Source organism: Enterococcus sp. FR204 (genome assembly GCF_031143325.1).
GTDB lineage: Bacteria > Bacillota > Bacilli > Lactobacillales > Enterococcaceae > Enterococcus_B > Enterococcus_B faecium.
In genome coordinates this window covers 59,179-84,278 of the sequence record NZ_JAKZIW010000004.1, presented here as the reverse complement: position 1 = coordinate 84,278, position 25,100 = coordinate 59,179, and the positions used below count along the sequence as shown (strand labels likewise).

At 39.7% G+C, this 25,100-nt stretch carries 20 protein-coding genes; 3 read left to right on the top strand and 17 right to left on the bottom strand.

All coding sequences use genetic code 11. The annotated features are described in order from the left end of the window. Positions 1–464 precede the first annotated feature (464 nt). The 12 genes from lysS to pth form a co-directional block, all read right to left on the bottom strand. Positions 465–1,961 carry a lysine--tRNA ligase gene (lysS, locus tag RG571_RS02260; protein WP_002296055.1) on the bottom strand — a complete coding sequence of 499 codons (1,497 nt, stop codon included), beginning with the start codon at positions 1,959–1,961 and terminating at the stop codon, positions 465–467. A 110-nt stretch (positions 1,962–2,071) separates the two neighbouring features. Next, a complete protein-coding gene (dusB, locus tag RG571_RS02255; protein WP_002307694.1) occupies positions 2,072–3,076 on the bottom strand; it encodes a tRNA dihydrouridine synthase DusB in 1,005 nt (334 codons plus the stop codon). Then, complete coding sequence (hslO, locus tag RG571_RS02250) at positions 3,077–3,964, bottom strand: Hsp33 family molecular chaperone HslO (protein ID WP_002298174.1); 888 nt, start codon at positions 3,962–3,964, stop codon at positions 3,077–3,079. A 216-nt stretch (positions 3,965–4,180) separates the two neighbouring features. Continuing rightward, the gene (gene ftsH, locus RG571_RS02245; protein WP_104856508.1) at positions 4,181–6,289 is read right to left on the bottom strand and encodes an ATP-dependent zinc metalloprotease FtsH; all 2,109 of its coding nucleotides are present in this window, start codon (positions 6,287–6,289) and stop codon (positions 4,181–4,183) included. 89 nt (positions 6,290–6,378) lie between these two features. Beyond that, positions 6,379–6,924, bottom strand: coding sequence for a hypoxanthine phosphoribosyltransferase (gene hpt / locus RG571_RS02240; protein WP_002339718.1), 546 nt, complete (start codon positions 6,922–6,924; stop codon positions 6,379–6,381). Next, on the bottom strand, positions 6,924–8,369 hold the full coding sequence (gene tilS / locus RG571_RS02235) for a tRNA lysidine(34) synthetase TilS (RefSeq protein WP_002377521.1): 1,446 nt from the start codon (positions 8,367–8,369) through the stop codon (positions 6,924–6,926). The genes hpt and tilS overlap by 1 nt, the downstream gene beginning before the upstream one ends. Positions 8,370–8,488: 119 nt before the next feature. Continuing rightward, the gene (locus tag RG571_RS02230) at positions 8,489–8,959 is read right to left on the bottom strand and encodes a S1 domain-containing RNA-binding protein (protein ID WP_002287412.1); all 471 of its coding nucleotides are present in this window, start codon (positions 8,957–8,959) and stop codon (positions 8,489–8,491) included. 45 nt (positions 8,960–9,004) lie between these two features. Then, entirely contained in the window at positions 9,005–9,430 is a 426-nt protein-coding gene (locus RG571_RS02225) for a septum formation initiator family protein (RefSeq protein ID WP_002287409.1), read from the bottom strand. Between the two features lie 66 nt (positions 9,431–9,496). Next, positions 9,497–9,766, bottom strand: coding sequence for an RNA-binding S4 domain-containing protein (locus RG571_RS02220; protein WP_002318863.1), 270 nt, complete (start codon positions 9,764–9,766; stop codon positions 9,497–9,499). Positions 9,767–9,776: 10 nt separating this feature from the next. Next, complete coding sequence (locus RG571_RS02215; RefSeq protein WP_114634914.1) at positions 9,777–11,372, bottom strand: polysaccharide biosynthesis protein; 1,596 nt, start codon at positions 11,370–11,372, stop codon at positions 9,777–9,779. Positions 11,373–11,386: 14 nt separating this feature from the next. Then, positions 11,387–14,908, bottom strand: coding sequence for a transcription-repair coupling factor (mfd, locus tag RG571_RS02210; protein ID WP_002318862.1), 3,522 nt, complete (start codon positions 14,906–14,908; stop codon positions 11,387–11,389). 16 nt (positions 14,909–14,924) lie between these two features. Then, positions 14,925–15,485, bottom strand: coding sequence for an aminoacyl-tRNA hydrolase (gene pth, locus RG571_RS02205; RefSeq protein WP_002287401.1), 561 nt, complete (start codon positions 15,483–15,485; stop codon positions 14,925–14,927). Between the two features lie 333 nt (positions 15,486–15,818). Here pth and RG571_RS02200 point away from each other — a divergent pair, with 333 nt between their 5' ends. Together RG571_RS02200 and RG571_RS02195 are read left to right on the top strand one after the other, a co-directional pair. Then, positions 15,819–16,811 carry an L-lactate dehydrogenase gene (locus RG571_RS02200; RefSeq protein WP_060775991.1) on the top strand — a complete coding sequence of 331 codons (993 nt, stop codon included), beginning with the start codon at positions 15,819–15,821 and terminating at the stop codon, positions 16,809–16,811. A 169-nt stretch (positions 16,812–16,980) separates the two neighbouring features. Beyond that, positions 16,981–18,381: a L,D-transpeptidase family protein gene (locus RG571_RS02195; protein WP_002298179.1), complete on the top strand. Its 1,401-nt coding sequence runs from the start codon at positions 16,981–16,983 to the stop codon at positions 18,379–18,381. Between the two features lie 77 nt (positions 18,382–18,458). Here the strand turns inward: RG571_RS02195 and RG571_RS02190 are convergent, their stop codons facing one another. Continuing rightward, positions 18,459–19,181 carry a YebC/PmpR family DNA-binding transcriptional regulator gene (locus RG571_RS02190; protein WP_002287391.1) on the bottom strand — a complete coding sequence of 241 codons (723 nt, stop codon included), beginning with the start codon at positions 19,179–19,181 and terminating at the stop codon, positions 18,459–18,461. 78 nt (positions 19,182–19,259) lie between these two features. Beyond that, the gene (locus tag RG571_RS02185) at positions 19,260–19,766 is read right to left on the bottom strand and encodes a VanZ family protein (RefSeq protein ID WP_002318860.1); all 507 of its coding nucleotides are present in this window, start codon (positions 19,764–19,766) and stop codon (positions 19,260–19,262) included. A 122-nt stretch (positions 19,767–19,888) separates the two neighbouring features. Here RG571_RS02185 and RG571_RS02180 point away from each other — a divergent pair, with 122 nt between their 5' ends. Next, positions 19,889–21,688, top strand: a complete 1,800-nt coding sequence (locus RG571_RS02180) for a M3 family oligoendopeptidase (protein ID WP_002328221.1) — start codon at positions 19,889–19,891, stop codon at positions 21,686–21,688. Positions 21,689–21,755: 67 nt separating this feature from the next. Here RG571_RS02180 and RG571_RS02175 read toward each other — a convergent pair whose 3' ends face one another. From RG571_RS02175 to mreC, 3 genes are all read right to left on the bottom strand, one after another. Further along, a complete protein-coding gene (locus RG571_RS02175; protein ID WP_080489864.1) occupies positions 21,756–23,327 on the bottom strand; it encodes an NlpC/P60 family protein in 1,572 nt (523 codons plus the stop codon). Positions 23,328–23,581: 254 nt separating this feature from the next. Further along, positions 23,582–24,091, bottom strand: a complete 510-nt coding sequence (mreD, locus tag RG571_RS02170) for a rod shape-determining protein MreD (protein WP_002287385.1) — start codon at positions 24,089–24,091, stop codon at positions 23,582–23,584. Between the two features lie 3 nt (positions 24,092–24,094). After that, entirely contained in the window at positions 24,095–24,949 is an 855-nt protein-coding gene (mreC, locus tag RG571_RS02165) for a rod shape-determining protein MreC (RefSeq protein ID WP_002298185.1), read from the bottom strand. Positions 24,950–25,100: the final 151 nt, after the last annotated feature.

Sequence of the window (25,100 nt, the reverse complement as noted above, 5' to 3'; positions counted from 1 at the left end):
ACGATTGTCAACTCTTTTTTAAAAGTTTTTTTCGATTTCGTTTTTCGAAATCTTTCAGCAACTCATTTATCATAACTTATCGTTTGTTATTTGTCAAGAACTTTTTTGAAGTTTTTTTCGATAGAATCAAGCTTCGCAAGTGGTTCTTTTTTAACGACTCAGTTATCTTATCATGTCGTTAGTAACATGTCAATAACTTTTTTGTTATGTTTTTGAATAAATATTTTCTTCTGTCTTTTGGACAAGTAATAATATACCAACTAAATTTAGCTTGGTCAACGAATTTTTTGTATTTTTTCAAGTTTTTTTCAATAAACGATTATTCATAACTTTTCTTTATCGTTCGTTCTCGTCTTCTTTAATGTCTAGAATAGTCGGCATTAGCTTTTGAACTTTCGTTATTATTTATTCCTTTCTACACAGCAAAAGCTGCCTAAGGAATTCCTTAGACAGCTTTTATTCGATTATCTCATTGTTGGGAATAGCAAAACATCCCGAATTGATTGTGCATCAGTTAGCAACATTACTAATCTGTCGATCCCGATACCTAGACCACCAGTTGGCGGCATACCGTATTCTAAGGCTTCCAAGAAGTCTTCGTCTACACCGTGAGCTTCGTCATTTCCTAGTTCACGTTCTTTTTCTTGCGCTTCGAATCTTTCTCTTTGATCAATTGGATCGTTCAGTTCTGTAAAGGCATTAGCAAATTCGCGCCCCACGATGAATAGTTCGAATCGATCTGTGAATCGAGGATCTTCTGGATTTTTCTTCGCTAAAGGCGAAACTTCGACTGGATGTCCGTATACAAACGTCGGTTGTGTCAATGTTTCTTCAACAAATGTTTCAAAGAATTCATTGATAACATGTCCGACACCCATAGCTTCGGTTACTTCTACATTGTGTTTTTCGGCTAAAGCTAATGCTTCTTCCAATGTCATTTCTTGCCAGAAGTCTACACCAGTTTGTTCTTTGATTGCATCTACCATATGGATGCGTTTAAAGTCACTTTCTAAGTCGACAGCTTGTCCATCATATGTGATTTTTGCTGTTCCTAGTACTTTTTCAGCTGCGTTACGGATAATACCTTCTGTCAGATTCATTACATCATTGAAATCAGTATATGCTGTGTATGCTTCTAACATCGTAAATTCTGGATTATGTGTAGTATCAATTCCTTCATTACGGAAAACGCGGCCGATTTCATAAACTTTTTCCATTCCGCCAACAATTAGTCGTTTTAAATGAAGTTCTAGCGCAATACGCAAATATAAATCAATGTCCAGTGCATTATGATGCGTGATAAATGGGCGTGCGGCAGCTCCACCTGCCTCATTGTGCAATACTGGTGTTTCTACTTCAATATAGCCATTGCCATCTAAATAGCGACGGATTTCGCTGATAATTTGGCTTCGTTTCATAAATCGGTCAAAGCTTTCGCGATTACTGATTAAATCCAAGTAGCGTTGTCTGTAGCGTTGTTCAATATTCGTTAAGCCATGGTATTTATCTGGCAGTGGACGAAGTGCTTTTGACAAAATCGTGATTTCTGAAGCTTTGATAGAAACTTCGCCTGTGTCTGTTTTCATGATTTGTCCAGTTACACCAAAGAAATCTCCAAGGTCTGCATGTTTGAATACTTCATAGGCCTCATCACCTACTTGGTCTTTTCTTACATAAATTTGAATTTGGCCTTCACGATCTTGTAGATGCGCAAATCCAGCTTTCCCTTTTCCTCGGCGAGTCATCATACGACCAGCTACACTAGCGGTCAATCCCATTTCTGCTAGTTCTTCTTTTGTTCTTGGATCAAATAGTTCATGCAATTCTTCTGAGTTGTGCGTGCGTTCAAATCGTTTTCCAAATGGATCGATTCCATCTTCACGCAATTGTTCCATTTTTTGACGACGTACAAGCATTTGATCATTTAAATCTTCTACTTGATGTTGTTGTTCCTGTGTCACAAAAGTTCCTCCATTCTCATGTTAATCTCTTTCCTATAATGCCAATGAAACACAAAAAAAGCAAGCCGAACTTGGAATTTCGGCTTGAAAATTCACGAAAAACTTAGAAATCACAACGTTTGTTTCAATAGTACTTTTTCCGCTTTTTCTACAAATTGATCCAGCAGGTCATTGATTTCTTGCTGTTTTTCTGTCTGATTGATTGCTACTTTCACTTTCGCTGCTCGAGGAATCCCTTTTAAATAATAAGCCGCATGTGTTCTGAATTCTCTACAAGCTACTTTTTCTCCTTTGAGATCTGCTAAGCGTTGTAAATGAAGTTTAGCTGTAGCAATTTTTTCGGCTGGTGTTGGTTCAGGAATCAGTTCTCCTGTTTCGAGATAATGCTGTGTGCGGTGAATCATCCATGGATTGCCCAGCGCTGCACGACCAATCATCACACCGTCTGCACCGACATAGTCAAGCATCCGTTTTGCATCTTCTGGCGTTTTGACATCCCCGTTCCCCATAAATGGGATCGTCAAATGTTTTTTCACTTCTTTCAATACTTCCCAGTCCGCTTTTCCTTCATACATCTGAACCCGTGTACGTCCATGCATAGCGATGGCACTTGCTCCAGCTGATTGTGCTGCTAATGCATTTTCTACAGCAAAGACGTGCTCTTCATCCCAACCAATACGCATCTTGACTGTTACTGGGATATCTACTGCTGAAGAAACAGCTTGGACCATTTCGTATACTTTCTCAGGATCTAAAAGCCATTTTGCTCCTGCTTCTGCTTTGATCACTTTATTTACTGGACAGCCCATATTGATATCTATTATATCGGCAGCTGTGTTTTCTTCGACAAATTGAGCAGCTTCAACTAGACTATCTTTATTTCCGCCAAATATCTGTAAACTTAATGGATGTTCTGTTTCTTCAATGTGGAGCATCTCTAAAGTTTTTTTGTTTCTGAAATGAATACCTTGGTCACTGATCATTTCACATACGACTAAGCCTGCACCAAATTCTTTGACAGTGACTCGAAATGCTGAATTTGTTATTCCAGCCATCGGTGCAACAACGACACGATTAGGGATTTCCACATTGCCGATTTTCCATGTGTGTTCCACTTAAATCCCTCCTAAGGCTTCTTTCTTCAATCCAGCTAATTCTTCTTCACTATACTTGTATTTGTTATTACAGAAAGAACAAACCGCTTCTGCACCGTGATCTTCGTCTATCATTGCTTGGATTTCTTCTGCACCTAACGCGATAATTGCTTCTGCAAATTTTTCTTTTGAACAGTCACATTTGAATTGAACAGGCATTTTTTCCAAAATGTTCAATTCTTCTGTACCAAGCAATCCTTTCAATATTTCTTCTGGTGTCTGTCCTTCATCTAAGAGGGTAGAGATTCTTGGTGTCGTTTTTAATTGTTCTTCGATCTTGCTGATTGTTTCTTCATCGGCACCTGGCATGATTTGGATCATGAATCCTCCCGCCGTCTTGATGCTGTCGTCAGTATTGACCAATACACTCAGTCCAACAGCTGAAGGGATTTGTTCTGAGATAGCAAGATAGTAAGTAAAATCTTCAGCGATTTCTCCAGAAACAATCGGCGTTTGCCCAGAAAAAGGTTCTTTTAATCCTAAGTCTTTTGTGACAGTAAACATTCCTTGTGTTCCAACTGCTCCCCGCACATCGATTTTACCTTCACTATTTAGAGGAAGACTGAGATGCGGATTTTTGATGTAACCTTTCACATCTCCCTTTCCATTTGCATCTACTACAATTCCTGTTGCTGGACCATCGCCTTGGATTCGAACAGTTAGTTTGTCTTCTCCTTTGAGCGTCGCACCAAGTAGCAGACTACCGACCAATGTCCGTCCCAAAGCAGCTGAGGAGGTGTGCCAAGTATCATGACGTCTTTGTGCCTCCGCTACGGTATTTGTTGCTTGAACGGCGTATGCTCGGACGAATCCGTCGTGAGCAAGTGCCTTAACCAAATAATCTTTCATTTGTTATGTACTCCTTTTTCCGTTTTTAAACTCATAGTGAATCATACTAGCAACTACTGCTTTTTTCAACTTTGGAATGCTTCTTTTAAAAATAATTCAGAATCATCTAGAAAACAGGACATCACCCTATTTACAACTTAAATAAAGAAATCTCCCGAAAACCGGTTTTTGTTCCGGTTTTCGGGAGTCATATCAGATCAATTGACCTATATTTTTTTATTTGTATTGATCGTCTGAATGATTATCTTCTGATTGTTGAGAATCTGAATCATGTTCTGCTTTATTTTCCTCATTCAGTTCATGTTTTGCTTCTTCAAAATCACGTTTTTCTTCCGCTTGTTTTTCAGCGTCTTTTTCTTCCAAAGCACGTTTTGCTTCTTCAAAAGTTTTCGCTTCTTTTTCGCTTGGATAATCATTTGACTCAGTACCTTCAGGCATCACACCGTGTTCAAACAATGACTTGATTGCTTTGGCATCCAACGTTTCGAATTCCAAAAGTTTTTCAGCAATCAGTTTATGCTGTGCACGATGAGCTTCGATGATTTCTCGAGCTTTATCATGAGCTTCCATCAAGATTTTTCGTACTTCTTGATCAATCTCGAAAGCGACTTGTTCAGAGTAAGCTTTTGTTTGACCATAGTCGCGGCCAACAAACACTTGATGGTTTCCTTCATATTGAACAGGACCTAAACGATCACTCATTCCATATTCTGTTACCATGCTTCGTGCTAGAGCTGTCGCTTGCTCAAAGTCATTGGAAGCACCAGTTGATTGGACATTGAAGATGATTTCTTCAGCTGTACGTCCACCAAGTAAGCCTACGATTTGTTCAAACATATCTTCTTTCGTCATCAAGAACTGATCTTCTTTTGGTAAAGCGATCATATATCCGCCGGCGCGTCCGCGAGGGATGATCGTTACTTTGTGGACGACCCGAGCGCGACTCAATACTAATCCGACAATCGTATGACCAGCTTCGTGATAAGCAACCATTTCGCGTTCTTTTTTGCTGATTACGCGATCTTTTTTAGCTGGACCTGCAATCACGCGATCTTCCGCTTCATCGATATCAGAAGCATCGATTTTCTTTTTATTTCTTCTAGCAGCTACTAACGCTGCTTCATTCAAGACATTTTCTAAATCTGCTCCGGCAAAACCTGGTGTCTGTTGAGCCACAACTTTCAAGTCAACGTCATCTGCCATCGGTTTATTCCGTGCATGGACTCGCAAGATTGCTTCACGACCTTTTACATCTGGACGTCCAACTAAAATCTGGCGGTCAAAACGGCCTGGACGTAGTAACGCTGGGTCTAGTACATCAGAACGGTTGGTTGCAGCAATGACGATTACTCCTTCATTTCCGTCGAAGCCATCCATTTCTACAAGCAATTGGTTCAATGTTTGTTCGCGTTCATCATGTCCGCCGCCCATACCGGCACCACGTTGACGACCTACCGCATCAATTTCATCAATGAAAATGATAGCTGGTGCGTTTTTCTTCGCTGTTTCAAACAAATCACGAACACGACTTGCTCCAACACCGACAAACATTTCTACGAAATCAGAACCCGAAATCGAGTAAAACGGTACTCCAGCTTCTCCGGCAACAGCTTTTGCTAATAAGGTTTTACCTGTTCCTGGAGGTCCTTCTAAAAGTACACCTGCCGGGATACGGGCACCTAATTCAACAAATCGGCGAGGATCTTTCAGAAATTCAACAACTTCAACTAGTTCTTGTTTTTCTTCTTCCGCACCCGCTACATCAGAAAAACGTACGCGATTAGCTTTTTTGTCTGCTTCTTTGGCTTTTGATTTACCAAAGTTCATGACACGGCCGCCACCGCCACCGCCGCCTTGTTGTCCCATCATCATGTAAAAGAAAAAGATGATGATTACGATTGGCAAGAAGCTAAGCAATAGGGAAACCCATATACCGCTGCTTGATTCTTCTTTTACTGTTGTAGCAACTTTGTTTTCTTTTGCCAGTTCTGTTACTTGGCTCAATGTTGTATCATTTGGCAAAATGATTGTTGTGAAATGGGTAGTAGTCGTATCTGTTGAACCTAAGATAGCTAACCCACCGCTGTTAGCGACGGTCTGCTGTTCTTTGTATTCACCAGTGATCTTATATACACCATTTGCAGGCTGCACTTCAAATTCTTTGATCTTGCCTGCTTGTAGTTGTTCTGTGAATTTTGAGTACTCGATATCTGACGATCGCTGGCCGTTATTACCAAAAATAAAATAAACGACCATTACCATCGCTAAGATTACGAGGACATAATACAAGGCATTTTTCATCATGCCGTTGTTCTTTTTGTTCATAGTTGCCCTCCCTAAGCGTCAATTTAATTTAACAGTTTTTTATCAATCCTGACCATTCTATTGTACCATAATTTAATTGAGATACAGCATTAATTTGATTGATAAACACTAGGTTTCAATACACCGATGTACGGTAGGTTACGATATGCTTCTGCATAATCCAAGCCATAACCGACCACAAATTCATTTGGTACGTTGAAGCCAACATAATCTGCTTCGATATTTACTACTCTTCCTTCAGGTTTGTCAAGTAGTGTAACAATTTTGACTGATTTTGCTTTGCGGTATTTGAAAAGATCCACTAAATAAGCAAGTGTTCTTCCGCTGTCAATGATATCTTCAACGATCAACAGATCGCGACCTTCTACATTCGTATCTAAGTCTTTGACGATTTTTACTTCCCCTGACGAGACTGTTGCATTCCCGTAGCTTGAAACATCCATGAAATCCAATTCCAAATACGTATCGATAGAACGAACGATATCTGCCATGAATGGTACCGCTCCTTTTAAGACACCTACTACTAGGGGATTGGTGTTTTGGTAAATTTCTGTTAACTCTTTGCCTAGTTCTTTGCAACGAACTTGTATCTCTTCTTGTGAGATCAAAATTCTCTCAATATCCCTTTCCAACATCAGGTTCTCCTTCCAATTGCTTCTTTTTGATATTTGTAAAGAAGTATGTAGTGTATTTTATCAGTTTCTTCACGAATACTCAAATATGAAAAGGCAAAAGGTATCAAGCTATATATATTTCTTTTGGCATCTGTAATGATCCAAGCATGCTGCCTTTGTGAATTAGGTACTTTCTGATCGATAAAATATCTAGATACTTTTTTTGTGAGATTCTCTGTTAATTTAATGCGGTCTCCTGCTTTTCTTTTTTCGACATACAGTTGCACATCAGCAGGAATCCAAATGTCATGAGAAAATAGAGACCATGAATCTGTTGCTTTGATGTCCCCTGCATTTTCAGGTTTGACCAGACCAATCCATTCTGTTTCATTCAAATATATTCCTTGTTCTGGAATCAGCAACAAGCGCTGGTCTTCTGTCTGGCTAGTTGCTTGTTTTTCTTTTTTAGCGAGTACAACAAAATGATACTCTCTTTTCAGTATCCAATTATTGCCAATACTGAGTTGCCATTGGCTTTTTTTCTGTTGCCACTGGTCTAAAATCGACTCCATTTGTTGTTCTTTCAAAATAATCCCTGTTTTTGAGAATGCTTTGTCGAAAAAGGAGTAAAAAAAATAGTATCGTTCAGCATCTGTCATTTCTTCAATCATTTCTGCAGAAAATCGAAATTGTTCCTCCCACTGTTCGACTTCCTTTTCGATCAACTGTCCCATATATTTTTGAATGACTTGGTCTGCCCATTGGATCTGTTGCGAAAATTGCTGGAAATGTCTCAACGCCTGTGTATTTTCTTGTTTCAATTGAGGAACTACCAAATGACGAAGCCGATTTCTCTGGACATCTAACAATTGGTTTGTCTGATCCTCAAAGTAAACAAGCTGCGATTCCGCTGCATAAGTATATAGGTCTTCTTTGCTAAAACTCAGCAACGGACGAACCAGTCTGCCAGCAGCAAATGGTTGTACTTCTTTGATTCCAGAAAAAGTATTTAACTGTCCCCCACGAACGATTTTCATTAACACCGTCTCGATTTGATCATCTCCGTGATGAGCAGTCATCAATGTGTCATATTGTCCTTCTTCCATCACGCGAGTGAATTCTTGATAACGAAAGTTACGAGCTTCTGTTTCTATGGCGGATTTGGCTGGATCTTCCCAAATACTTACATATAAAGGGAGATTCTTCTCTTCACAATATGAGCGAAGATAGGCAGCTTCTTCTGCTGATTCTTCTCTTAATTGGTGATTGATGTGGACGATACCTAAAGAAAAACCGATTTGGCGTTGCACTTGTAAAAGTAAATGGAGCAAAACCATCGAATCAACACCACCTGATACCGCTGCTAAAATTCTCGATCCTTGTTGCCAGAATCCTTGTTCATTCCCGTGCCGAATAAATGACTGCTGTAATAGCGGTGCTTTTTTCCCGCCTTTTTCAACGTTCATCCTTTCCACACCCTTTCTTCCTAAAAAAAAGAGAGCGGGAAAACGTCTAAAACGACAATTAACCTGCCCTCTGTTGATACTATGACCCAAATAGTCGCACTATCCTTATTTGCGGCTTTTTAGCTGCGGCGTCCGCCACGGCCACCGCGCTTTCCTTCTGTGTTTCGCTTCAATGAAGATAAGCGGTCATCGCTATCTTTCAAAAATGAACTCATCAATGAATCGAAGTCTTCTTTTTGAGCTGAAGGTTGACTGCGAGAAAAAGATTTTTTCTGTGCTGGACGATTTCTGTTGTCACGGGGATCTTTTTGTTGATATTTTTTAGGACGGCTTTCTTCTCCAGATTCAGCAGGTTGTTCCTGCGCTTTCCGGATAGATAGTCCGATTTTTCCATCATCATTTACTGAAATAACTTTGACTGTTACTTCATCTCCTACACTTAAAACATCATGGATGTCTTTTACATAGCCATTTGACACTTCGCTAATATGAACTAGACCCGTTTTTCCAGCACCTAGATCAATAAACGCACCAAAATTTGTGATTCCTGATACTTTTCCTTGCAGTTTTGCTCCTACCTCGATTGACATAAAAAAAATGTTCCTCCTAATTATTTCCCTTTTTTATATTCCTGCTTATTTTGCAGTTGTAGAACTAGTTGATTGATCTGTTTCATTTGTCGAGCTGTCTGTATTTGATTCTAATATAGGATAAACTTTTTCACCGTCTTTTGAGTAAAAGAATTTGCTTCTGGCAAGTTTAGCTACATACTCATCATCTTTCAGCAATGAAACATCTTGGTGCAGCTGATCAACGTCTGCGTTGACTTCTTTCATTTCAGTATTTGCTTCGACTCTCAATTCGTTCAATTGATGCATCCTTTGCATGTCATGGAAAATCTGCACACCTATTATCGCGAAAATGACCAAAGCACCAACAAAAATTGCAGCCAGTCTGCGTCTTCGAAAAATCAGTTGACGTTGTTGTTGCTGAAATTCAGCATACTTTTTCTTTGCATATTCCGTATCTAGCGCAGCGATTTTATTGCTTTTTTTCGTCACTTGGATTCGCTCCAATCTTTTTGATTGTCTTTTTCATTATACCAATATCGTGAAAGCTTGTCTAATCTATTTCTTTAGTGTTTCTGTGCGATTTTCAGAAATAATTTCGTACATTTTTTGTGCATCTTCTTTTTTGGTTGATTCATGTAATTCCGTGATTTTCACTTCCAACGTTTTGTTGCCGAACTGGACTTTCAAAATATCGCCTACTTTGACATCACTGGAAGATTTCGCCAATTTACCGTTGATTTGAATTCTTCCTTTATCAGCTACTTCTTTTGCTACTGATCGTCTTTTGATGATTCGGGAAATTTTTAAAAATTTATCTAATCGCATATCTTATTCCTCACTTTTTAATTTTTTTATTTAATCGCAGGATTTTCTTACCAAAAGGCAACATTAGCCATTCTCGTACTGTAAACAGACGAAGACGGATCACTGTATAAATGAACACAGAAGCCCCGATCCCAACTCCTATCACGCTGACAAAAAAAGCAGTGGAACGATGAGTTACAGGACCAAACACTATATTCAATACACCATAATACAGCAGCAGTACTACTGCCATACAAAGAAGGCTGATCATCAACTTCCGTCCAAAATGCCGTTCTTTCCAAAAAGCATTTAGCTCTTTTGTTTCAATTCGAACAAAATACCAAAGCGTCACACCTAATCCTAAAAGGGTAGACAGGCTTGCACCTGCTGTTCCTAATAAACCGGTCAGAAAAGAAGTAGTCAATCCTTTTACCAATAGTCCCCATCCTGCGCCTTTTAAAGAAGGGCGAAACGAGTTCTTGCTTTGAGCAATACTTTGATAAGCTTGGATGACTGCAGTGAAAGCAATGGAAAAAACAAACAATACAAGCGCTGCATTTCCCGCATAATCTTTAAACAACGCATAATTGATATAAGGGAGCAGCAAGGCTAATCCCAAAGACGCAGCTAATGCTAAAGCGGTCGTCAATCTAAGATAGATTTTGGCTGTCTGTAAAAACTGACGATAGATCCGGTTGGTCAAATGACGAGTCAACGCAGGCAGGAATGTCGCACTTAATGCAGTGGCAATCACTAAACCTAATTGTACTAAAGGCTGACCTCGATCATAGACCCCTTTTGCTATCTTCGCACCGTATTCTGACAGTCCGTAAACTTCCAAAGCATTTTTTACAAAGAAAGAGTCGATCAGCTGGAAAAAGATAAGCAATCCACTATAAATCGAAACCAGTCCGCCTTCTACCAGAAAACGCCGGATCAAGGGCATTGACGGCTGTTTGAACAATGGAAACCGTCGGAAGCTTAACGCTCCTCCATGAATCTTTTGTTCATAGTAGTGAAGGATCCCATATGCGCATAAACCGCCAAAAACAGCTCCACTCATTGCTGCCGTCCCTGTTTGGTACACCGTCCATCCAAGCTTTCTAAAAGCAAACGCACTACAGACAATCACAAAAACACGAACGAACTGCTCAACTACTTGAGAAACAGCAGTTGGTTCCATCAAGAATCTTCCTTGGAAATTCCCTCGATAAAAAGATAGACCAGGCATCAGCAAAAAGGTAAAGGAAACTACTTGGATCAGCGGTTTCAATTGTATGTCTCCCATCATCCAAGCAATCCAGCTGCTAAATGCAAAGACAAACAACCACAAAAAGACACCTGTCCAAAATACTAAGGGATAAAGATTTTGCAAAGCTTGCTTTCGCTCGAAAGGATTCTTTCTTTCTGCAACGTACTTTGATATGAACTGCGGAAGACCGGATAAAGCTAAAGTCATTGCTATCCCATAAATTGGATAAACTTGCTGATAAACATAAAAACCTTCGTCGCCGACTAAGTTTTGGAGGGGAATTCGGTAAAGGGCACTTAATACTTTTGCTATGAAAGAAGCAATCGTCAATACAAATGCTCCTTGCATGACGCGCCGCATTTCTTTATGATCCAAATCATTGCTCCTTCCTACGCTGACAGATATTTTTGCTCACGCAACGCTTTGACAAACTTTTGGATTTCCTGAAGCCATACTGCTTCTTCCATTTGGTTGGGGATCGTCAAGCGTATCACCATCTGTTCTTTTTCAACGCCTAGACTGGCTTTTAGTTTTGTCGCTGTCAGTGCTTCGAATAACTGTTCCACACTATAGCGTTTTGTTCCAACTTTACTTAGAGTAAAGACTATATGCGCCTCCTGTTTCCTTATCGTTTCTAGGAGCGCTCGATCGCCATCCATTTTGATCTGCCCAATTGTCAAGAGATGTGCTACTTCTTCTGGATATTCTCCAAAACGGTCGAGCAGATCATCTTCTAGTTCATCTAGCATTTCTTGCGAATCAAGTTCACGAATTCGTTTATAGATCTCGATTTTCTGCCGTTGATCTGCCACGTATGTTTCAGGTAGATACGCATCGACACCGAGGTCGATCTCAACAGTGGTCTTCTCCACTTGACTATTCTTTCCTTGTTTACGAGAAACAGCTTCGCTTAGCATTTGAGAATACATATCGAAACCGACTGCATCAATAAATCCATGCTGCTGAGCACCTAAGAGATTACCTGCACCGCGAATGGAAAGATCCCGCATCGCAATCTTGAATCCAGATCCCAGTTCTGTAAAATCTTTGATTGCCTGAAGACGTTTTTCACTGACTTCGTTAAGGATCTTCTGCTGCTCATACATAAAGTAAGCATATGCGACACGGCTGCTTCTTCCTACCCGCCCTCGCAATTGGTATAACGTGGATAATCCCATATAATCAGCGTTCTCAACGAACAACGTATTTGCGTTCGGGATATCTACTCCTGTTTCAATGATGGTTGTAGTGACAAGAACATCATACTGACCTTCAATAAATTCAAAAAGCGTATTTTCTAATTGCGCCTCTGTCATTTGCCCATGAGCATAACCGATCCGTGCTTCCGGAACGAGTTCTTGGATTTCTTCTACTTTTTGTTCGATCGTTTCTACCCGATTATATAAATAGAATACTTGTCCACCTCGTCCCATTTCTCGATGGATTGCTTCGCGAATAGCCCCAGGATTTTTTTCCATAACATATGTTTGGATCGGATAACGATTCGCAGGCGGTGTTTCGATTACTGAAAGATCCCGCACGCCTAACATCGACATATGCAAAGTTCTCGGAATCGGTGTTGCAGTCAGAGTCAAAACATCCACTTGTGCACGTAACTGTTTCAATCGTTCCTTATGTTTTACACCAAAACGTTGTTCTTCGTCAATGATCAGTAGACCCAAATCGCTAAATTCAATATCTTTTGACAAAATTCGGTGGGTCCCTACAACAATATCAACTTGACCTGTACGCAGTTGTTCGATGGTTTCTTTTTGTTGCTTTCTTGTTCTGAAACGACTTAATAGCCCGATATTTACGGGGAAGCCTTCAAATCTTTCCAGCATCGTTTCATAGTGCTGCTGTGCCAAGATCGTTGTTGGAACTAAAAAGGCTACTTGTTTGCTTTCCTTTATCGCTTTAAAGGCCGCTCGAAGCGCTACTTCTGTTTTCCCATAACCAACATCACCTACGAGTAGTCGATCCATTGGTTTTTCTTTTTCCATATCCCGTTTGATCTCCGCTGCACTTCTCAACTGGTCATCAGTTTCAGAGTAGGGGAAGGCATTTTCGAATTCTTTTTGGTAGGCGTCATCAGGTCCAAAAGCATATCCTTTTTCTGACTCTCTTGCGGCATATAATTTGATTAGATCGTCAGCGATATCCTCGATTTTTGAAGAGACTTTTCGCTTGGTTTTCGCCCATTCACTTCCGCCTAGCTTATTGATGCGAGGCGCTTTGGCTTCAGAGGCGACATATTTTTGGATCAGGTTCAGTTGAGTAACAGGAATAAACAGTTTATCGTCGTTTTGGTACAAAATAGTCATATAGTCTTGGTGAACGCCATCTACTTCTAGCGTTTCCATCCCGATGTATTTCCCGATACCATGATTGGCATGGACAACGTAATCTCCTGCTTTTAATTCATTATAGCTTTTCAATCGCTCTGCGTTTGTTACTGTTTGACGTCTCGTTTGTTTTTTTGTTGTTTTTTGAAAAATTTCTTTTTCTGTGATAGCTACTATTTTTTCTTGAGGAAGTTCAAAACCAGCTTGCAAAGCTCCTTCAACTAATTGCACTTGTCCTCTGATCAATGCATTTTTTTCTGTTTCTACTACTAATATGTCTTCATCTCGAAGCATTTGTTCTGCTTTGCGTATCCTGTCCTTTGTCGGAATAAAAATCACAACAGTTTGCTTTTGCTTGCGCCAACGGTCCATTTCTGTTTTCAGCAATGGCATTTGTCCGAAGAACTGTTGCATCGTCCGATATTGAAAATTATGGATTGCTTGGAAGCGAAGATTTCCCATTCCTTTTTGAAAGAGCGAGAAAAAGGTTGTGGTGAACTTTTCCTTCTGCACGATTTTTTGTATATCTGCTGAAAATGTCTGCTCAGAAAACACCCGCAATTCGCTGATTTTTTGAGTCTGCCATTCTGCCGCTTCCCTTTCGATTTCCCGATTTGTTTCCATGATTCGCTGATAATCATCAACGACTAGTAAACTATTTGAAGGGAAATAATCCAAGATCGTCACAGATTCTTGGTAAAGAAGATCTGAGTAGAATTTTGCTTCTTCTGTCGGGACACCTGCTTGCCAGCTTGAAGTCAGCTGACCGAAGTAATCTTGCAAAAACTCGCGGTCTGCTTCTTCTGTGGTCGCAGCAAGCCGTTTTTCTAGCATTTTTTGCATTTGCTCTATTCCATGTTCTAGATCCTCTGGTCCGTAGACTTGTTCACTCGTTGGGGAAACCCAGATTTCTTCCGTTTTTTCGATTGAGCGTTGTGTTTCTGCTTCAAAATACCGCATAGAATCTATCTCTACATCAAATAGTTCTACACGAACAGGATAGGTTGTCGTTAACGGGTAAATATCGATAATGCTTCCTCGAATACTGAATTCTCCCGGTTTTGCGACCATCTCTTCTCGTACATAGCCCATCAAAGTCAATTGGCGAGGAAGATTTTCCACGTCTATCTCATCACCAATATGCCAATTCAATTGCGCCTGTAGCCAAGTTTTCTTATTCGGCAGTCGCTTGTGCAAAGATGCGACTGGCAACAAATAGATACCTGCTTTTTTTTCTTGAAGTGCGTTAAGCGTTGCGACTCTCTCGCCTCGCGCTTCTGGAGAAGAAAAGGCCATTTCAGCAGAAAGCACTTCATCCACTGGAAATAAATGGATCTGATCTTGCGGAATCACATGTTGCAGATCTTCTGCTAACTGATTCGCATAATACAAATTTGGCATCAGAATAATCATGTTTTTATTTGTTTTCTTAAACGCTCGAGCAAATAGAAGTGTTTTCGCTGAGCCCGCTAATCCTGTGATTAGTTGTCTAGGCATTTTTTCTTCTAAATTGCTGACCCATTCTTTTACTTGCGGATCTTTTCCGACTAATTGAATAATATCCATTCCTTTTCCTCCTTCCTCAATTGAATCGATTCATCGCATCCACGAACGAATGCCCTTCTATGAGATATTCGACTGCTTTAACAGATTGACACATGCTTTCTTCTATCAAAGGCTGATTTTCTTTGCTGAAAGGACTAAGCACATGCTGGACTACTGTTTTTTTCCCTTCTGGCCTGCCGATTCCCACCTTGATTCGATCAAAGACATTCGTATTCAAATGGGAAATAATACTTTTGATACCGTTATGCCCGCCGGCACTTCCCTTTTGACGGAGCCGGATTTTTCCCACTGCCAGATCCAAATCATCGTAGATTACGACTAATTCCTCTGGATAAATCCCAAAATAAGTCATTAGTGGGCCGACTGCACGACCAGATTCATTCATGAATGTTTGTGGTTTGACTAAAAGGATCTTTTCTCCATTATGAAAAAATTCGGCAACTTCTGCTTCGAACGGATTTTTTTTGAAAGTAGCTTGATGCTCGCGTGCAATTTTATCCACGACCATAAAGCCGATATTGTGTTTTGTATATTGGTATTTGGTACCTGGGTTTCCTAACCCGACGATCATTTTCATTTTTGTTTTCCACCTAATTCTAAAAAGCAGCACAAAAGGCTGGACTGCTAATTAGCGGTCCAGTCCATCGAGCTTTTTTCTTTTTTATACTTGCCAATGCATAGTATAACACAAAACAAGGCGTTTCGGCTAAAAGAGAATCGTTAATAAATGATAAAGAAATTAAAAATTTCTTCAAAGTTTAATGAAATAATTGATATATAAAAATAGTGAAATAACGCACATGTAAGCTTTTACATATAATACAACCTTGTTATCTGTTATATTTTATAGCCAAATAGCGTGACATGGGGCTTGAGAAATGTTAGCATAAGCATGGGAAAAAACAAATCAATGGAAGGATTGATACTAAATGACTGCAGCTGCAGAAAAAAAGATCATCAAAAAGTTATTCTTGTTGGAGACGGCGCCGTAGGTTCTAGCTATGCCTTTGCTCTAGTTACTCAAAATATCGCTCAAGAAGTAGGTATCGTGGATATCAATACTGCTAAAACTGAAGGAGACGCAATTGACTTGTCTCACGCTTTGGCATTTACTTCACCTAAAAAAATCTATTCTGCTACTTACGCAGACGCACATGATGCTGACTTAGTTGTTATTACAGCTGGTGCACCACAAAAACCAGGTGAAACTCGTTTAGACTTAGTAAACAAAAACCTAAAAATCAACCGCGATGTTGTCACACAAATCGTTGAATCAGGATTTAACGGTATCTTTTTAGTTGCCGCTAACCCAGTAGATATTTTGACTTACTCAACTTGGAAATTCTCAGGTTTCCCTAAAGAACGCGTAATCGGTTCAGGTACCTCTCTTGACTCAGCTCGTTTCCGTCAAGCACTTGCGGAATTAGTTGACGTTGATGCACGTAACGTCCATGCTTACATCTTAGGTGAACACGGAGATTCAGAATTCCCAGTTTGGTCACATGCAAATGTTGCCGGCTTGCAAATCTATGAATGGGTAAAAAACAACCCAGAAATCGATGAAGAAGCTATGGTTAACCTATTCTTTGGCGTACGTGACGCTGCTTACACAATTATCGAGAAAAAAGGCGCTACTTTCTATGGTATCGCAGTAGCATTAGCACGTATCACTCGTGCCATCTTAGATGATGAAAATGCTGTTCTTCCTTTATCAGTATTCATGAATGGCGAATATGGATTGAACGACATCTACATTGGTGCACCTGCTGTTATCAACCGTCAAGGTATCCAAAAAGTAATCGAAATTCCTTTAAGTGACAGCGAGCAAGACCGTATGGCTGCTTCTGCTAAGCAATTAAAAGAAATTCTAGATGAAGCTTTTGCTAAACTAGACGCTGAATAATCTTTGAACATGACGGAAAACATCTATTCGGTGTTTTCCGTTTTTTTATTTTATCACCCTTATGGTTTCTAAATTTTTTCATAAAGTAGAGATAACCTTCGTCTTTTCCTCTAAATTATGCTATCATGAGACCGTTCCACCCTAAACTTTTACTTAAGGAGTTGTCGATATGACAAGATCTTCGCATCGAAAAAAATCGAAACATGTTGCTTTGCTTTCAGCTCTTGGTGTTCTCTTAGTGCTGATCAGCTTTTATACCTATCGCAGTACATACTACACAAAGCATTTTTTGCCGAATACAGAAATAAATGGAATAAATGTCAGCAATCTAACAGTCGAAAAAGCAAATGAAAAATTAAAAGAAGCTTATTCTGATAAAAAACTGGCTATTAAAGAAGATGGAAAAGTCTGGCAGGAAGTACCAAAATCCGAGCTCGGCTACAAAGATGATTTCACTTCGGAGCTTTCTCCGATCCTAAATGAACAAAACGGATGGACTTGGGGAATGACTTATGTCTCAGCGGCAGAAAAACAAGAAATAGATCCTGTCAGTCAAAACCACCAAAAACTAGACACTACCGTTCAGACATTGACAACTAAGCTGACTGATTTGAACAAAGACCGGACACCTACTACTGATGCAACGATCGAAAAAGCAGGTGACTCTTTCGTTATCAAGCCTGAAGTCAATGGAAATACGATCGACGTCGATGCTGCGGTCAAACAATTAAAAAGTGCGGTAAACTCTGGTAAAGATACAATTGAATTGACTGAATTCAAAGAAAAACCAAAAGTAACATCTGAAGACAGCTCACTGAAAGAACAACTCGCATCCATGAATGCTATCGCAAATGTAAAAGCTACTTACAGTATAAACGGTGAGACTTTCCAGATCCCATCAAGTGATATTATGAGTTGGCTGACCTACAATGATGGAAAAGTCGATTTAGATACAGAACAAGTACGTCAATATGTAACAGATTTAGGCACAAAGTATAACACAAGTACGAATGACACAAAATTTAAAAGTACAAAAAGAGGAGAAGTTACGGTCCCAGTTGGCACTTACAGTTGGACGATCCAAACAGACAGCGAGACAGAAGCATTGAAAAAAGCGATTCTGGCAGGCCAAGATTTTACTCGTTCACCCATTGTGCAAGGTGGCACAACCGCTGATCATCCATTGATCGAAGATACGTATATCGAAGTTGATCTGGAGAACCAGCATATGTGGTATTACAAAGACGGAAAAGTGGCCCTTGAAACAGATATCGTTTCCGGAAAGCCAACTACACCTACACCTGCTGGAGTCTTCTATGTTTGGAATAAAGAAGAAGATGCAACTTTAAAAGGAACAAATGACGATGGAACACCTTACGAGAGTCCGGTAAACTACTGGATGCCGATTGACTGGACAGGTGTTGGTATCCACGATTCAGACTGGCAACCTGAATACGGTGGAGACTTATGGAAAACCCGCGGTTCACACGGCTGCATCAACACCCCACCAAGTGTAATGAAGGAATTATTCGGGATGGTCGAAAAAGGAACGCCTGTATTGGTCTTCTAACAAAAATAATATATAAAAAGAAAGCACCCGTACGATTGGTACAGGTGCTTTCTTTTTATTATCTAACCATGTGCTACTTACATTTCAGCAGCAGTAAAGACTTCTGAAACATCATCATCGTCTTCTAGCTTATCTACTAGACGTTCCAATTGCTCTTTTTGTTCCTCATTTAAATCAATCGTCGTTTGTGGAATCATCGTCAATTCTGCTTGTGCCAAAGTGAACTCTTTTTCCAACTCATCTCGTACAGCAGCAAAATCTTCTGGTGCAGTATAAATCTCGAATACTTCAGGAGAAGTTTGCAGATCTTCTGCCCCCGCCTCTAATACATCCTCAAACATCGTCTCTTCATCAACAGTCAACCCATCGCGTTCAATAGCGATATATCCTTTGCGGTCAAACAAGTAACTGACTGAACCCGTTTCTCCCAGTGATCCACCGTTTCGAGTAAAAGCTACTCGGACATTTGTCGCTGTCCGATTACGGTTATCTGTCAATGCATGGACTAAGATTCCTACTCCACCCGGACCATATCCTTCATACGTGATTTCATCGTAATTCGTTTCATCTACGGCACTCGTAGCCTTTTTAATCGCCCGTTCCACATTGTCGTTAGGCATATTTGCAGCTTTTGCTTTGTCCACAACAAGCCGCAAAGCTGGATTCATAGATGGATCAGGACCGCCTGCTTTAGCTGCCATATAAATTTCACGAGAAAGTTTCTGAAAGACTTTCCCTCGTTTTGCATCTTGGGCATTTTTTCTTCCTTGGATATTATGCCATTTACTATGTCCTGACATGATTTTTCCTCCCTTGTTCTTTTGAGAATACACTTCTATTCTAGTACTATTTCACAAAAAAACAAAGCCACAGCCAATCTATAAACGCTTCTTGAATGCCGCAAAAAGCACACATAATATCACAGCAGTCAGAGCACCGATCGAATCCAACATGACATCTTGGAACATAGGTGTTCGTCCACCGGTCATCATCTGATGGAATTCGTCCAAACCTGCGTACCCTGTTGCTGAAAGCCAAGCAAGGATCGCTGTCAGCCACCAAATTTTTAGCTTGGGGAAAACACCTAAAAACAAGCTGCTTCCCAAAATAAAATAGGTACCGAAATGTGCGCCCTTCCTTAAAAAGAACTCTAAAAATTTGGCGTAGCCCAGATGGTCGATACTCACCATACTTCCACCATAATTAAAACGTATACCCGCTAATGTGTCTTTAAATGGCTGATTAGGCAGCCAGCTTTCTAATCGCGAAACTTGTGATTGCTGTCCGTAAGTTTGAGAAGAACTGTAAAATAAGATTATAACGACTATCAGTGCGATTACTAAATAAATATTTCCGTTTTTCATTTGTTTTTTTGAAGAATTCATAAGTCACCTCTGTATTTTATCTTAGACTTTTTTTGAAGAAACAACAATCATTTTCATAGAGACTTCTTCCACAAAAAAGTGCTATACTTAATTTTGTATTACAATATGAAGGGAGTTTTTTCATGAGTTATTCATTAAATTGGAATCTAGATTCTATTTTTTCCGGAGGCAGTCATTCTGATGCTTTGAACCAACGGATGAAGCAATTGGAAGACCAAATGAACGAGTATTATCACCGCGTAACAAAATGGTCACCTAGTTCTGACAATGCAGAGCAGTTAAACGCTATTCTTCAATTGCAAGAAACGATTACGAATGGCTTTACCCAATGCAGCAGCTATATTACTGCATTGCTTTCTGCCAATGTCAATGATTCAGATGCAAAGGTCTTATCGGGCAAGCTTTACGCAATGCTGCCTCGTCTGCAATCAGCCGAAACTGTATTGTCAAAGAAATTTGCAGAAATATCTGACAATGATTGGAATCAGATGCTTTCTCAATCTTCGTTTGAAACAATTGCTTTTCGTTTAAACGAGATTCGTCGTGATGGCTCACAATTATTATCAGAAGCTGAAGAAAACATTATAAATACGCTTTCTTTAGATGGTCTAAATGCTTGGAGCAGTCATTATGATACGATTGTAGCCAGCATTTCGATTCCCTTCGAACAAGATGGACAAGTAGTCGAATTATCTGCTGGACAAGCCTTCAATAAGATGATGGGCGATCCAGATCCAAAAGTCAGAGAAACACTTTTCGCAGCATGGGAAGAAGCCTGGAAAGAAAAGGCACCCCTCTTCACGGATACTTTGAATCATTTAGATGGTTTTAGACTTTCTGACTATGAACTTCATGGTGTCACAGATTTTCTACAAAAACCATTAGAGTACAATCGGTTGAAGAAAGAAACATTGTCTGTCATGTGGGATACAATCCAGAAAAACAAACAACCCCTTGTTGATTACTTGACTAGAAAAGCTAATCTTTTCGGTAAAGAAAAAATGGAATGGCAAGATCAAGATGCACCTATTATTTTAGGCGATTTGAAAGAAAAAACCTTTAGTTTTGACGAAGCAGCAGCATTTATTATCGAAAACTTTAACAAATTCAGTCCAAAAATGGCTAAATTTGCCCAATCTGCTTTTGAAAAGAGCTGGATCGAAGCAGAAGATCGTCCTGGGAAACGTCCTGGTGGTTATTGTACTGAGTTACCAGAAACAAAAGAATCAAGGATCTTTATGACCTACAGTAATTCTGTTAATGAGGTTGCGACACTTGCTCATGAACTAGGACATGCTTTCCATAGCAGCACGATGTGGGATTTACCTTCTTTAAATCGCGAATATGCCATGAATGTCGCAGAAACAGCAAGTACATTCGCAGAACTGATCGTAGCCGATGCTACATTAAAAGTCGCAAAAACAAAAGAAGAAAAAATCAATTTGCTAGATACAAAACTGCAAAATGCTTTAGCTATGTTCATGAATATCCATTCCCGATTCATTTTTGAAAATCGATTCTATGAAGCACGGCAAGAAGGATTAGTCTCAGAAGATAAGATCACAGAGATGATGGTTGAGGCGCAAAAAGAAGGCTATCAAGGAGCTTTAGCTACTTACCATCCATATTTCTGGGCTGCAAAATTGCATTTCTTTATTGATGACGTACCGTTTTATAACTTCCCATACACATTTGGCTACCTCTTTAGTTTGGGCATCTATGCTTACGCCAACCAAAAGGGAGCAAATTTTGAAGAAGAATATATCCATTTACTACGCGATACTGCCTCAATGACGACGGAAGATCTTGCGAAGAAACATTTGAATGTCGATCTTACCCAACCAGATTTTTGGCAAGCAGGTATCGACATGGTGACTGAAGATATCCAAACGTTCATGGAATTGACAGAAGAATTTATCTGATTTCTATTTTATCACAATAAAAAAAGAGTTAGTCCAGAATGGGCTAACTCTTTTTGATTAATCATTCTTACATGCTGACAGCAAAGTCAGGGGCAAACCATTGAACTGAACCAACTTTTACGCTTTCGCCTGGTTGAGGAGCATGGATATATTGTCCTCCGCCTAAAGCAATCGCTACGTGGTAAGTTCCGCCTTGTGACCCCCAGAATAACAAGTCTCCAGCTTTTGCTTGAGAAACTGAAATTTTTGTTCCAGCTGATTCTTGAGGAACTGTCCAACCACCGATGTCACGACCAGTTACTTGCATGTAAACATAGCGTGTGAACCCTGAGCAGTCAAAGCCACTTGGATCTTTACCGCCCCAAACATATGGAGTACCAATATATTTGTAAGCTTCTGCTACGATTGCTGCACCATTCACACTTCCAGAAGGAGCTGGAGCAGGTGTTACAGGTTTTGGTTGTTCAGGTGTTGGTGTTGGCGTTGGAGCCGGAGTACTACTTCCTGTGCCGTTTCCTGTATCAACACTTTGATCTGTTGATGGTGTTGTAGGCGCAGGTGTTGTTGATTCTTCTGTTGAAGATTCAGGTACAGTTGTTGATTCTTCTGTTGTTGAAGATTCAGGCACTGTTGTTGATTCTTCTGTTGCTGAAGATTCAGGCGCTGTTGTTGATTCTTCTGTTGCTGAAGATTCAGGCGCTGTTGATTCTTCTGTTGAAGATTCAGGTGTTGTTGATTCTTCTGTTGCTGAAGATTGTGTAGCTGATGATGATTCTTCAGTCATTGAAGATTGTGTAGCTGATGATTCTTCTGTTGCTGAGCTTTGTGCAGTAGATGAAGCTTGAGTAGCTTGTGCTTCAGCCTCTGCTTGTTCGCGTGCTTCTTTTTCAGCTTTTTCTTGTGCAGCTTGTTGACGAGCTTGTTCTGCTAGACGTTGTTGTTCACGAATACGAGCTTGCTCTGCTTCAGCTTCTGCTTTTTGACGGTTCAAGTCAGCTTTCTTGTCTTCAGCAGTTGCTTGTTCAGCAGCTAATGAAGTTTTCAGTACGTTCAAATCAGCTTGTTTAGATAAAAGATCGCCTTTTTGAGATTCCAAAGCAGCTTGGTTTTCAGCTAATTCTTTTAGTTTAGCATCGTTTTCAGCTTTTTTGTCTTCTACAGCTTTTTTATCTTGTTTTTGTTGTTCCATCAAGTCGTTGTTTGCTTTTACCATCGTTGTCATTGCTTGAACGCGTCCAATAGCATCTGCTAATGATTCAGCATTCAATACAGCATCGATGTAGTTTGAGCTTGTGTTGCTTACTTGTGCTTCGCGTGCTTGTTTTTGGATTGTATCTTCACGTTTTTCAATACGTTCTTGTAAATCTGCAATGTCTTTTACTAATTGTGCAGATTCTTGACGCAATGTATCTTGTTTTGCTAATAGGTCTTGTGCTTGTGTGTTGATTTCAGAAACTTGGCTTTCTAAGGCATCGATTTGTGATTGTGCATCTGCTTGTTGATTTTTCAAGTCTGCAATCTTTTGATCTTGCTGTTGTATCTGAGAATCAAAATCGTCCGCCGCGGCAGCGATCGGTGATGCTACGGCAGTTAAGGTCATTGAACATACCATTACTGCTGATATTAAACTCTTTTTCACTCTTCATTCCTCCGACTGGCTTAATTTAATAAATATCTAAATATATTTAAGTCTTTCTTAACGATATAAAAATTGTACCATAGCAGTATGTCAACGATATAATAGTTATGTTACAAAAATGTTTCAAAACAACTTTTTAAAATGACAAAACTGTTCGTTTCAGAAAATGATCATGAAAAAGCCGCGTTAAGTCTAGCATTTCTTAAGATAACAACGATTCTTTTTCGCTTTCGACCTAAAAATAAAAAAAGAAATTATTCATCACTGAATAATTTCTTAAATGGAAAAATGAATAATACAAATATAATCATGTTCAACAGCAGTGTAGGTCCTAAAAACCTTGTAATAAAATACGTGTTATTTACTACTGCTAATTTAAAAATCAACTGGACCACCATCGTAAACAATTCATAACCCGTGACAAAGATGATCATACTGAAAAATTCAGTAAAGATGTTGACATGGATAACGTCTTTCATTACATACATCAACCATACAATTAAAGGGAGAGCTACTGCATAGATACCGATAACGCCAATATAGTAAGCGTCATAGATAGCCCCGAGAACAATCGTGGTAATCAGTAAATAACGTTTTTCAAACGCCATACTGCAACATAATAATGCCAATATCAGAAAGTGGGCATTTGACATATAGGTGCCTTTCGACCACTCCCCTAGCATTCTTGTTAAATGACCATCTATCAACATCAAAAAGAACAAAACGATTGGCAGATAGTACTTCATTGTTTCTTTCTTCAACATGGACTAATCCTCCGCTAGCCGTTGGACAATCGTCACAACTGACACGTCATACATTTCTGCATATGGTTTCACATAAACTTCCCGATCCAGCCCATAACTATCTGGTTTCGTTTTAATAACCGTACCGATCGGCAAGTTAGCTGGAGAATTCCCTCCAAGACCGGATGTCTGGACAACATCCCCTTCTTTGATATCCGTATCACCAGTTAATTGGGTCACCACTAAGGCATGGAGCTTTTCATCATAGTTTTTAAGCAAACCAAACGCTTCGCCATTAGCCGAAGATACCCGTACTGGAAAATGATTGGAGCTTTCATTAGAGGATGACAGTAATTCGATTTTAGACGAAGCCGTATTGACCTCGATCACTCGGCCAATCAATCCTTTTTGCGACATGACTGCCATATTTGCTTCGATACCGTCTTTAGAACCCTTGTCTACGATCAGCATGTCCTGCCAACTGTCAGGCGAACGAGTAATGACATTTGCCGTTACTTTTTCGTAACTAGTCAGCGTCTGATTCAACTCAAGTTCTTTTTTCAACGATTCGATTTCTCTCTCGTAATTCTTGTTTTGCTGTGAAACGTCATCATAGCTATCGATTTTTTCTTTTAGCCGCTCATTTTCGGCATAAGTTGAAAAAAGATTATGGACAGAATCTACTCCATTTCGTACCCACCGTACTGGGGCAGAGATTGTTTTATCAACCATTGCAACACTGTCATTAACGATGGATTGGAAGAAATTGGGCTTTCCTTCATTCGCTCGCTGCGCAGCGGTCACACTTAGTATCGTCACCACGATGATAACAATAACCAAGGTAATAATAATATTTTTATTAGGATTGAACTTCTTCACAAAGACACCTCGAATTAATTAGACTCTTGTGTTCAATTTTATCACTAAATGCCGTGAAACAAAAGGTAAGTTGCTCCTCTTAAGCTTTTTTTTAGCAAATAATAGATTCTGTCATTTTTAGCCTGAAAGACAAATTTTTTTATTTGTTTAT